We start from the raw sequence: 10,481 nt of genomic DNA, 5'->3' as shown, positions 1-10,481 counted from the left end.
CCGAAGGACCTTGGAGAACCCGGCCCACCGCGCCGGGCCCCCACCATGCCCACCGACCGACACCGCTCCAAACGACCCCGCTCATCCAGCCATCACCCTCAACTGAAACGGCGAGGCTAGGCGATCCCATGTTCGTCTCCGACGTACGTAACATCGTGAGGCAGGCGCCCCACTCATCTCCTTGAACGTTCTGACTGAGCGTCGCGTCGCCGTCCGGAAGGTGCCGCGGCCACACCATCAAGCCACCGCAGACGACGACTCCGGCTTCGGACGCAGTGCCGGAGGAGTCTTCGTTGCCTCCGCTGGAGATTGGGGTTCAAGCAGTTCAGCTTTCGCCATGTCACGCGGGCCACCTGACGCACCGTCCGTAGCGTCTCGGCACGGCCGCCAGTTTCCTGACATGCTCTTGTCCCGTCACCGTTTCCGGATCGGGTAAGTCATCAGGCCCAGGAACCTCCTTCCAAGTTCCTCCCGGCTGAGCCGGGGATACGTCAGAGCGCCTCATGGCGCACTGGTGGCCGAAGGTCTTCTTCCAGGTCGCAGCCGTGTCTTCCTTGTCGGAGTGCGCGATCACCAGGACGCCGTCCAGGTCCACTGTCACAGAGCTGGTCGCATCCGGTGCCGTCCGCCCGGCCAACTTCCACACGTGCTGGCGCACTTGGGACCGGGCGCTGCGGATCACGTTCAGGGCGCGTTGCCCACCCGCTGCGAGCGTGTCGATCAGCCGGGAGTCCGTCGGATCCGAGGCCACCGGTCCGAACACGGCCGGCTCGCCCCGCACATGCTGACGTCCGCCAGGCAGTCGCCTCCGAGGGCGACCGCGAGCGCCACATCCAGCAGGATCTTGCCGGGATTGTGCACCGCCCGCGGCTTGCGCCACGGTGCCAGAGCCGCCGATATCGCAGTATCCAGGCCGGCCTTGCGGACCGTCTCCACCAGCAGCACTGCCCCGGCCTGCGAGACCACTCCACGACCGCTGCCCTCAACGCGGACATGCGGGTACGACCCGGTACGCTGCCTCACCTGAAAAGTGCTTCTTTCCACGGCACGATCTGGACCCTCGACAAGTTCCTATCATCCCAGGTCAGGAGCACTTCTCGCGTTTGTGATCAAGCCTCGGACAGACCACCTCGTAAAGCCCGAGGTTAGATCGAGGTCCTTGGCGACCGTCCGAGCGGTTACCGCGTCGGCACAGTTCGACGATCTCGGCCTTGAATTCCGACGCGCATGCTCTCCATGATGGACATCCTCCCGGGGACGAACCCCTGATCTCGAATGTCCGCCAAAGCGGATCAAGCCCGGTTGTTATAGAGGAAGGTTCGGGAGACGTCCGCGCGGTGGACGACGGTGGCGAAGCCGACCTGGGACTTGTCACGTCGGAGGCCGGCGTGACAGCTGGATCGGCGGCGGTGTACAACGGCGGCAGGGGCTCTTTGCTCCAGACTGGTTTCGTCGCCACGGGTGCTATCAAGAGGCCCTGCCCTTATGAGGGGTTACCGGAGAAATCGCCTACTGCGCTCGCCACTGTGGATCAGTTTGTTCACAGACACTCTCGCCTACGGCGCAAGGGGCGGCGTGGCACGCGGTGGTTTCCGCGCCCCCGCGGCCTTCTCGTACGCGTAGGCGAGTGAGAGCAGCAGCGGCTCGCTGTACTCCCGCCCGAGCAATTCGGCGCCCACGGGCACGCCGATCGGGGCCGCCGCCGTGGGAGTGGAGAACCCGCCGGGGAAGCAGACGGCCGGGAACCCGGTGCCGTTGGAGAGGGTGCCGTTGCGTTCCGGCTGCGGTATTCCGACCGGGGAGACGAGCACCTTCTGCAGCGGATACAGGACGGCGTCCAGTCCGAGCTCGGCCATCTTGGCCGACACGGCGAGCCGCAGCTTCTCCCGATTGAGCGTGCGGTCCTTGTACTCCGGAGTGTTCAGTCCGTCCTTGATCGCCAGTTCGGTCTCAAGCGCTGCCTGTGGCTCCGGAGTTGCTGTCCGGGTGGCGACCAACTGTTCAAGGGTCCGCACCGGGGCGTCCGGGCCGAGTTCGGCGAAGTACGCGTCCATGGCCGTGTGCGCTTCCCAGGTCGAGTTGGCCACGAGGGACTGGAGGGTGTCGTACGCCGTCAGGTTGAAGCGGATGATGGTCGCGCCTCGCGAGCGCATCGTGGAGATCACGTCCTCCATGACGCGGTTGACCTCCTGGTGGCGCTCTTCGGTGCCGAACATGTTGGTCATCACGCCGATGCGGGCGCCACGGAGCGCGTTGGCCTTCAGCTGGTCCGTGTAGCTGCGGGGAGCGCGGCCGATCCCGAATGCGGTGATGGGGTCGGCCGGGTCGAAGCCCACCATGACGTCGAGCAGCCGGGCCGCGTCCTCCACGGTACGGGTGATGGGCCCGATCTCGTCCTGCGTGATGCTGTTCGGTATGACGCCGTGCCGACTGATGAGGCCCCTCGTGGGGCGCACGCCGACAAGGCTGTTGGCGGAGGCTGGGGAGCGGATCGATTGGCCTGTATCGCTGCCCGTGCCCAGGACGGCGAAGTTCGATGCGATCGCCGCACCGGTCCCGCCGCTGGATCCGCCAGGTGTCCGGCTGAGGTCGTACGGATTGAGGACCTGACCGCCCAGCGAGCTGAGCGAGTTACCGCCCCGGGCGAACTCCTGAAGGTTGGCCTTAGCGAGGATGAGTGTCCCCGCCTTGCGCATTTTGTCGACCGCGAACGCGTCGGCCGGAGGCTGCGAGTCACGCATGGCCGTATTGCCGCCCGTGGTCGGCATGTCGAAGGTGTCGAAGTTGTCCTTCAGGATGACCGGGATGCCGTGCAACGGGCCGGTCAGCCCCGAGCGCCGGAAGCGGCGATCCAGGTCGTCGGCGACGTCGAGCGCGTGTGGATTGACGGTGATGAGCGCCTTGAGAGTCGGACCCTGCTTGTCGTAGGCGGCGATCCGCTCCAGGTACTGCTCCACCAACTGCCGGCAGGTGAGCCGACCGCCGCGATAGGCGTCGTGTATGTCGGCGACGGTCGCCTCCATCAGCTTGAAAGTGCCCAGGGGAGACGGCTTTCCGGGGGTACTCGCCGGGGCGGCGGTCCGCTGCGCGAAGGCCGGCTCCGCCACTCCGCCAACGATGCCCAGAGCGCCGACCGCGCCCACGGCGCCGAGAAAGCCACGTCTGTTCGGAATTCTTGATTCGCTCATGTGCCTCACTGATCACTTTCTCGCCGCGGCGCGGGCCAGGCGTCGAGGTGTCGGCATCGTGTTCCAACTGCTTGTGGTGTGGGCCGGGTTGCACCCGGCGCGGCTGCCGTCGTTGGCAGCGGGGCAGGACTGCCGTACGTCCATGGGGCGTTCGGCTTATCGTGCGTGGTGCTTGTCGTGGAAATGATCCTTCTTGATCACTCCGTGTACGCCGACGGTGCGGTCCACGACCTGGGACACCTGGAAGTCGGCAGCCGCCGACAGGTAGGCGTATGCCACGGAGCGGCTCATGCCCAGGTCGTGCTGAAGGAAGTCCAACGCGTTGACCACGGCACGGCGCATGGCGACGTCCAGGTCGCTGACTAGGCTGTTTGGGATGCCGTCGGGGTCCGACAGCCCCACGGCCACCCACGCGTCGGGAGTCTCGGCGAAGGGATAGTGGAAGGCGACGGACGGGGCGTCACCGGAACCACGCCGGCAGACGGTCAGACGGAAGGTCGTACGCAGGGAACCCTCCATGGCGGTGAGCGCCACCTCGCCGTTGCCCATGGCCATGTGCGGGTCGCCGGTGTAGAACAGCGCGCCCTCGGCAAAGACCGGGAGATAGAAGGTCGAGCCCTGGGTAAGCAGGTTGATGTCGATATTGCCGCCCCCGAGGGTCGGCGGTACGGAGTTGAGCGCCGGTGCGGTGAGGGTGTCCCCGGACGCGAAAGCGACGCCCATCATGCCCATGTGCGGGTTCAGCGGAAACGTCACTTCACCTGAAGTGCCCACCGGCATCACGCCGTTGAGTGTCTTGCCGGTACCGCGGCGGACAGGTGTGAAGAGCGAGACATTGCCGTAGTCGGCAGGGTCGTCGACGGGCCGTCCGTCCGTCGACACCGGCGGCATGACCTCGTCCAGCGTGATCCCGGCCGGCGCGGAGCCGCCGGACTGGCGGGCGAGGGCGCCCTTGCCGTGGCGGCTCGTCACGACACCGTAAGGCACGCGCGGGAGGATCGAGAGCATCTCAATCTTCAGCACATCTCCGGGGCGCGCCCCCACGACATGGATCGGGCCGGTGACCACGTGCGGGCCGTCGGCATCGAAGTCGCGGGGGGTCCTGGTGTAGTCGCGGGCCACGGCGATCGCGTCGCCGAGCACCTGATCGGCGCGCACGCCGTGGCGCGCGAAATAGGCGGCGGGATCGCGTCCCTGGTCCTCCAGGAGCCCTTCGTGGGAGAGCGTGTCGACGGTCACCGTCTCCCCCGAGCGCATCCGCAGCACCGGCTTCGCGTCGCGCGCGGGTACGTACCCCCAGCGGACCTGGTCCGGCACCGAGGGCAGATAGTGCGTGCCGTGGACCGCGCCCCTGCCGGGCTGGAGAATCTCCTTCGGGAACGCGACCGCGGGGTCCTTGGCCGACTCGGCCGCCCGCGCCCGGCCCTGCGTGAGCACCGTCGCCGCGCTGGCCACTGTGGTCACGGCAGTGGCGGCGCGGAGGAAGCCGCGGCGTCCGAGACCCGCGACGAGAGTGTCCCGGGCGTCTGCCGGGTCCATGGCTGGGTCGTTCATGGGTTGCTCCTGTGATCGTGTCGTGGGGAACGGGTTCCGGTCTGGCTTCGGTACAGGGTGAACAGCGCCGTGCCGAGGGAACGGTGCGAACAGCGGGGGTCTGCGGAGGGAGGATCTCGCCGCGGCGTGACGCGTCGCCGTGGAGGAGAGTGGCCGGAAGAGGAGAGGAGGATCAGGTAACGTCTGCGCCGTCCCGGCGCGTCCGCCGGATCAACCGGTCCACGTCGGCGAGACGCAGGCACATGGCGCGGGCCGCAGTCGCCGGGTCTCGGGCCTTGATTGCGTCACGGATCTCCCGGTGACCGGCCAGGGACACGCGACGACCTTCCCGGCTGCGGTGGGAGTCCTTCCGCACCGGGGTGGTCCATGAACTGACCACGGTGGTCAGCGCGGTGAGTAACGGGTCGTGACTCGCCCTGGCCAGGGTCAGATGAATCTGGACGTCCATCTCCAGTGACTTGGCCTCCAGCAGGTTCTCGTCCGTGGCGTGCAGGATGTCGTCCATCTGAAACAGGTCGGCCCTGGTCGAGCGCGATGCCGCGAACTCGGCGTTCTTCGGTTCGATAAGCGTCCGCAGCTCGGCCACAGCGGCCAGTTCCCGGTCGGCGTCAGCCAAGTCAGCCAGCGGGGCGTAGAGATCCTCGACTTGGGCGGGCGGTGCCAGGACCACGGTGCCCCGGCCCGGCCGCCGCTCGATGAGGTGCTTCGCCTCCAGCTGGAGCAGAGCTTCCCTCAGCGAGGTCCGCGACACCGACAGCGAATCGGCCAGATCGCGCTCCGCCGGCAGCCTGTCCCCCGCAACGAGTTCGCCCAGCGCGATCAGTTGTTCCAGATAGGCGATCAGCGCGTCGCCGACGCTATGAGCGCGGCCACGCAAAGGCGGAACCTTCGGCGCGCGCATGCCGATTACCCCAGGTCCCGGTGTTGGGCACGCGTGCGGCGTGCGGTCGTCCCGGGCAGGGCCGCCGACCCGCTGCCGGGGCAGTTTCATGAGGCGTCCCCCTCCGGGATTGCGGCGATCAGGTCGATCTCGATCGAGGCGCCCACCGCGAGACCCGAGACACCTACACACGTGCGGCTCGGAAGGGGGCCGTCGAACCAGGTCTCGTAGTCGGCATTGACGAGGTCGAAATCGTCGAAGGACGTGAGATAGACGCGGACCATCAGTACGTCGTCGAGGGTGAGGCCGAACTGCCGCAGGACGGCCGTCAGATTGCGTCGCACCTGTCGCGCCTGGGCGACCGGGCCACCTTCCACCAGCCAGCCGGTCGCCGGGTCGGTGGGCATCTGACCAGTGACGAAAACCAGCGATCCGAAGCGGGTCGCGTGCGCGAAGGGACCGATCTGCGGTGGCACCCCGTCCTCGGGCGAGAAGACGAACGTCTCCTTCCGTGCCGCGCTCCTCGGCGGTTCGTCGTCCCGGATCGTCATTCGGCCCCATTGGCGCTCGCCGCACACGAGACCGACGCTCCGGGCACCGGAGCCTGGATCGGAAGAGCGTGCATGGAGCCTTTCCTCCCGGTCAGTGATCGTCATGGAGAAGGGAATGCCCGGGACGGATGGTCCGACCAACGCGGAGTCACTGTACGAACGCTCCGCACGCGCGTCATCGGTCGCGGGTAAACGTCACGGCGTTCTTACCGGGATGCAACATGTACGGCAGTTCCGGAGGTCCCGGAAACCCTGGGAAAACAGACGTCTTCAGCCATGGGGCTGCGCTCGCCGGGAGCGGAGCGGTGCAGGGTGCCGGCCGCGCCGGAGGCGGGCGGGGAATCGGGCATCATGGCGACTCCTTGGCTATACGCTATAGCACAAAGGGAACTCCTGCCCGCCGCGCGCATCCCGTACGCCGGTGGCGGGCAGACGGCTTGAGGGGTCAGCTGCTGGAGAGCTGGACGAGCGCGGCGCGGTGGTGCCGCGCGGCGAGTTCCTCGACTCGGTCCTCGTCCCGTTCGAGGAGGGCGTCCAAGAGTTGGCGGTGCTCGTGGTAGCGGGCACGGAACGCCTCGGTGCGCTCGGGGGCGAGGTTCATGGTGAGCTCGAGCCGTTCCTCGTCGCTGAAGGCCCTGGCCTGGTGGAGCAGGCCCTCCAGCACGGGGTTGCCGACACACGCTTCGACCTGGTGATGGAAGAGGCGCAGCTTGTGGAAGACGGCGGCGAGCCGGTCGGCCACATCGGCTTCTGGGCCCTGCTCGGCGACGGTCTTCTCGATGCCGGCGACGATCTGGTCGGCCTCCCCGAGGAGTGAGACCAGGACAGTGAGCTGCTCCGCTGTGGCGTTGCGGGCGGCGAGTCGGGCCATGAGGGCGGAGAGGCGGACCTCTGCCTCCACGATCTCGGAGCGAGCCGCCGAGGAATGGTCGGCGATCCGCAGAGCCCGGGGCCCGACGCGCTCGACGACCTTCTCGTGCACCAGCTGGCGCAGCGCCTCGCGTACCGGGGTAGGGCTGACTCCGAGTCGGGCGGCGAGGTCGCGTTCGGTGATCTTCTCGCCCGGCCGCAGGGCGCCGTCGCGGATGGCGTCCCGCAGTCGCCGGTACGCCTGATCGGCCAGCGACATGGTCTCCATGGGACCGAGGGCGTCAGTTTTCATGCAGCAAGGATGACTCTTGCTATAGCAAACAGTCAATGGTTCGGGTGGCGCATGTTGGCCAAACACTCGGCGCACGGTTGCAGGAGGATGGCGAAAGGCCCAGTCAGGAATTGTTCAGGTGAAACCTGCCAGCCTGCCGTGTCATGACAGCAGATACACACCGGACGGGCGCCTCTACGGGCCCACGCGAGCTGATGAACAAGGTCCCCGAGGTCACCCTCTACTTCTGGGTCATCAAGGTCCTCTGCACCACGGTGGGAGAGACCGCGGCCGACCTTCTGAACGCCAATCTCGGCATGGGGCTGACCAATACGTCCCTCATCATGAGCGCCCTGCTCGTGATTGCCCTCTTCTTCCAGTTTCGGGCGCGTGCCTACGTGCCGGGTCTGTACTGGCTCGCCGTCGTGCTGATCAGTGTGGTCGGCACCCTGGTCAGCGACAATCTCACCGACAACCTCGGCGTCCCGCTCGAGACCACGACCGCGGTCTTCGCGGTCGCCCTGGCCCTCACCTTCATCGGCTGGTACGCGAGGGAGCGCACGCTCTCCATCCACTCCATCCGCACCGGCAGGCGCGAGGGCTTCTACTGGCTGGCGATCCTCTTCACCTTCGCCCTGGGTACCGCCGCGGGCGACCTCACCGCGGAGCGCCTCAATCTCGGTTACTGGCTCTCCGCTGTCATCTTCGCCGTCCTGATCGCGGCGGTGGCCCTCGCGCACCGCGCCCTCGACCTCAACGCCGTCTGGTCGTTCTGGATCGCCTATGTCCTCACCCGCCCGCTCGGCGCGTCCTTCGGCGACTATCTGTCCCAGCCACCTGCGGACGGGGGACTCGGGCTGGGCACCGTGGGGACCAGCGCGCTCTTCCTGACGGTGATCCTCGGCCTGGTCGTCTTTCTCACCCGTACCAGGAGGGATGTCGTACCGCCCGAGCCGGTCAGCCCGCGGGCAGAGTGACGGTGAACCGTGCGCCCGTGCCGCCGGTCGCCAGCACGATGTCGCCGCCGGCAGCGCGGGCGAGTCGGCGCGCGAGCGCGAGTCCGAGGCCCGCGCCGTCATGACCGTCCCCGGGCGCCGCGCGCCGGCCCGGCTCGAACAGGGAATCCCGGAACTCCTCCGGCACCCCCGGCCCGTCGTCGGCGACGGTCACCCGTACCGTGCCGGCCATCGCCGCACACTCGATCAACACGGAGTGCGCGGCATAGCGGCGGGCGTTGTCCAGCAGCGGGCTCAGGATGCGCTCGGCCAGCGCCGCGGAGACACCGGCGGTGGCCGGGACGCCGCGGGCCTCGATCGCCGGCACTGGTGGTGGCAGGTCGGTGCCGCGCCGGGCCAGCTCACGCGCGAGGGCCAGGATGTCGCAGCGTCCCGGGGTCCGGTCCGTGCGGGCGCGGGCCTCGGAGAGCAAGGTCTCGCAGATCTGTCCCATCGTTGCCGCGGCGTTCGCGATGGCCTCGTGCGAGGCACGCTGCTCGGCGGGGGTGCGGGGGCGCCGGGCGAGCCACTCGGTCTCCGCGGTGATCCGGGCCAGCGGGGTACGCAGCTCGTGTGAGATGTCGGCCGCCTGACGCTGTTCATGGCGCAGGACCGCGGCCAGCCGGTCCAGCAGTTCGTCGAGATTGGCCGCCAGGGAGACGAGTTCGGCGGGACGGCCGCCCTCCCCGAACCGTTCCGCCACACCCGCCTTGCTCCACTCGGCGGCCTGCGCGCTCATGTCGCCCACCGGCCGCAGCGCCCGCCGTACGACCAGCCGGGTCAGCAGATAGACACCGCCCATCAGCACCACCGACAGGGCGATCGAGCCGGCCAGCGCCGCATCCGCGGTGCTGACGTACGGATCGAGGCTGACGGAGGTGACCACGGTGCCCACCTGCCCGCCGCTTCCTGCGCCCTCGCTCCCGGCGGCGAGGGGCAGCGCGTAGAACCGTGTCGCCGAGGGCGAGGTGGTCTCGGCGAACCGCGTGCCGTGTCCGGCCAGCGCGTCCGCCTGCCGCTGGAGGGCGGACGGGACATTCGGGGGCCACTCGATCGCCCGGCCCCCCTCGTAGATCCACACACCCGCGTCCAGGGCCTGGTCCTCCGCCGGTTCCCTGACCGTCAGCCGGCCGTCTTGCCGTACGTCCACGGTGGCGGCCACGGCCTCCGCGCGGGTGCGCAGCACCTCGTCGGCCTGTGTGTGCAGTCTTCTGTCCAGGGCGAGATTGAAGACCGTGGTCAGTACGGCGATGCACAGCATGCTGGTGGCCAGGGCGATCAGCGCCAGCCGGCCGCGCAGCGTGCGGGGGCAGACGCGCCGGAGACGATGGTGCCCGATCATGCGAAGCGGTATCCGATGCCGCGTACCGTGCCGATGCCGTGCGGCGCGTCGGCCTCGCGCAGCTTGCGCCGCAGCCGGACCAGATACTGGTCCAGGGTGTTGTCCGAGACCTGGGCGCCCTCGGGCCAGCCCGCCCGCAGCAGGGTCCGTCGGCGCACGGCGGCCCCCGGGGCGGCCATCAGACAGGCCAGCAGTCGGAACTCGGTGGGGGTGAGCGCCACCGCCGTCCCGTGCACCGCCAGTTCATGGCGCACCGGGTCCAGACGCACCGCTTCCGTGCCGATCGCCATGTCGCCGCCCGAGCGTCGCAGGACCGCCCGGATCCGGGCCGCGAGTTCGCTGAGATGGAAGGGCTTTGCCAGATAGTCGTCGCCACCGGCGGAGAAACCCGAGAGACGGTCGGTCAGTGTGTCGTGCGCCGTGAGAAACACCACCGGAGCGGTCATCCCCGCGGCACGCATCGCCTGGCACACATCGCGGCCGTCGGAGTCGGGCAGCCCGACGTCGAGCACGACCGCGTCCACCGAGCGATCGGCGGCGCGCAGTGCCGTGGCGCCGTCGGCCGCTGTCACCACCAGGAAGTCCTCGTCGCGCAGGCCGCGGGCGATCACGTCACGCAGTCCGTGGTCGTCCTCGACGATCAGCACGCGGGGAGCCGTCATGCCGCCAGTATGACCACGCGGGGACGTCCGCCGTCCACCGTCCGGGGCCGCGACGCGCGCGTTCAGGTTGTGTTCAGGTGTGGCCCGGCATCCTCGGGGGGTGACCGCAATCCAGGGCGCGGACGGCCGCGTCGATCTGTATCTGTACGGCCGCGTCCGCCCACGATG

Annotated in this window: 8 protein-coding genes and 1 pseudogene; 1 reads left to right on the top strand and 8 read right to left on the bottom strand. The window is 68.7% G+C overall.

Translation table 11 applies throughout. The features are described 5' to 3' along the window. Nucleotides 1–456 precede the first annotated feature (456 nt). From ACIRQP_RS38975 to ACIRQP_RS38950, 6 genes and pseudogenes are all read right to left on the bottom strand, one after another. Nucleotides 457–1,023 (bottom strand): annotated as a pseudogene (locus ACIRQP_RS38975) (transposase); the annotation flags it as partial. 533 nt (nucleotides 1,024–1,556) lie between these two features. Further along, complete coding sequence (locus tag ACIRQP_RS38970) at nucleotides 1,557–3,188, bottom strand: amidase family protein (RefSeq protein WP_403899619.1); 1,632 nt, start codon at nucleotides 3,186–3,188, stop codon at nucleotides 1,557–1,559. A 156-nt stretch (nucleotides 3,189–3,344) separates the two neighbouring features. Continuing rightward, entirely contained in the window at nucleotides 3,345–4,742 is a 1,398-nt protein-coding gene (locus ACIRQP_RS38965) for an acetamidase/formamidase family protein (RefSeq protein ID WP_403899617.1), read from the bottom strand. Between the two features lie 172 nt (nucleotides 4,743–4,914). Next, the gene (locus tag ACIRQP_RS38960; RefSeq protein WP_403899615.1) at nucleotides 4,915–5,643 is read right to left on the bottom strand and encodes a FadR/GntR family transcriptional regulator; all 729 of its coding nucleotides are present in this window, start codon (nucleotides 5,641–5,643) and stop codon (nucleotides 4,915–4,917) included. 86 nt (nucleotides 5,644–5,729) lie between these two features. After that, nucleotides 5,730–6,173, bottom strand: coding sequence for a RidA family protein (locus ACIRQP_RS38955; protein ID WP_403899612.1), 444 nt, complete (start codon nucleotides 6,171–6,173; stop codon nucleotides 5,730–5,732). A gap of 445 nt (nucleotides 6,174–6,618) precedes the next feature. Continuing rightward, nucleotides 6,619–7,335 (bottom strand): GntR family transcriptional regulator, encoded by a 717-nt coding sequence (locus tag ACIRQP_RS38950; protein WP_403899609.1) that lies wholly within the window; start codon nucleotides 7,333–7,335, stop codon nucleotides 6,619–6,621. A gap of 143 nt (nucleotides 7,336–7,478) precedes the next feature. Between ACIRQP_RS38950 and ACIRQP_RS38945 the strand changes: the two genes are divergently transcribed. Beyond that, nucleotides 7,479–8,291, top strand: coding sequence for a hypothetical protein (locus tag ACIRQP_RS38945; protein WP_403899607.1), 813 nt, complete (start codon nucleotides 7,479–7,481; stop codon nucleotides 8,289–8,291). Here the strand turns inward: ACIRQP_RS38945 and ACIRQP_RS38940 are convergent. Further along, nucleotides 8,272–9,651 carry an ATP-binding protein gene (locus ACIRQP_RS38940; RefSeq protein ID WP_403899604.1) on the bottom strand — a complete coding sequence of 460 codons (1,380 nt, stop codon included), beginning with the start codon at nucleotides 9,649–9,651 and terminating at the stop codon, nucleotides 8,272–8,274. The genes ACIRQP_RS38945 and ACIRQP_RS38940 overlap by 20 nt on opposite strands. Next, nucleotides 9,648–10,313, bottom strand: coding sequence for a response regulator transcription factor (locus tag ACIRQP_RS38935; protein WP_403899601.1), 666 nt, complete (start codon nucleotides 10,311–10,313; stop codon nucleotides 9,648–9,650). Before ACIRQP_RS38935 ends, ACIRQP_RS38940 begins: the two co-directional genes overlap by 4 nt. Nucleotides 10,314–10,481: the final 168 nt, after the last annotated feature.

This window comes from Streptomyces sp. NPDC102274, from assembly GCF_044766385.1.
GTDB lineage: Bacteria > Actinomycetota > Actinomycetes > Streptomycetales > Streptomycetaceae > Streptomyces.
The sequence above is the reverse complement of the archived record's forward strand: the minus strand, read 5'-3'. Positions and strand labels throughout refer to the sequence as shown.

What these genes read in the sequence shown, in the direction of transcription:
- ACIRQP_RS38955 (WP_403899612.1), bottom strand. Translation starts at nt 6,173, where the DNA reads ATGACGATCCGGGACGACGAACCGCCGAGGAGCGCGGCACGGAAGGAG.
- ACIRQP_RS38970 (WP_403899619.1), bottom strand. Translation starts at nt 3,188, where the DNA reads ATGAGCGAATCAAGAATTCCGAACAGACGTGGCTTTCTCGGCGCCGTG.
- ACIRQP_RS38945 (WP_403899607.1), top strand. Translation starts at nt 7,479, where the DNA reads ATGACAGCAGATACACACCGGACGGGCGCCTCTACGGGCCCACGCGAG.
- ACIRQP_RS38940 (WP_403899604.1), bottom strand. Translation starts at nt 9,651, where the DNA reads ATGATCGGGCACCATCGTCTCCGGCGCGTCTGCCCCCGCACGCTGCGC.
- ACIRQP_RS38960 (WP_403899615.1), bottom strand. Translation starts at nt 5,643, where the DNA reads ATGCGCGCGCCGAAGGTTCCGCCTTTGCGTGGCCGCGCTCATAGCGTC.
- ACIRQP_RS38965 (WP_403899617.1), bottom strand. Translation starts at nt 4,742, where the DNA reads ATGAACGACCCAGCCATGGACCCGGCAGACGCCCGGGACACTCTCGTC.
- ACIRQP_RS38935 (WP_403899601.1), bottom strand. Translation starts at nt 10,313, where the DNA reads ATGACGGCTCCCCGCGTGCTGATCGTCGAGGACGACCACGGACTGCGT.
- ACIRQP_RS38950 (WP_403899609.1), bottom strand. Translation starts at nt 7,335, where the DNA reads ATGAAAACTGACGCCCTCGGTCCCATGGAGACCATGTCGCTGGCCGAT.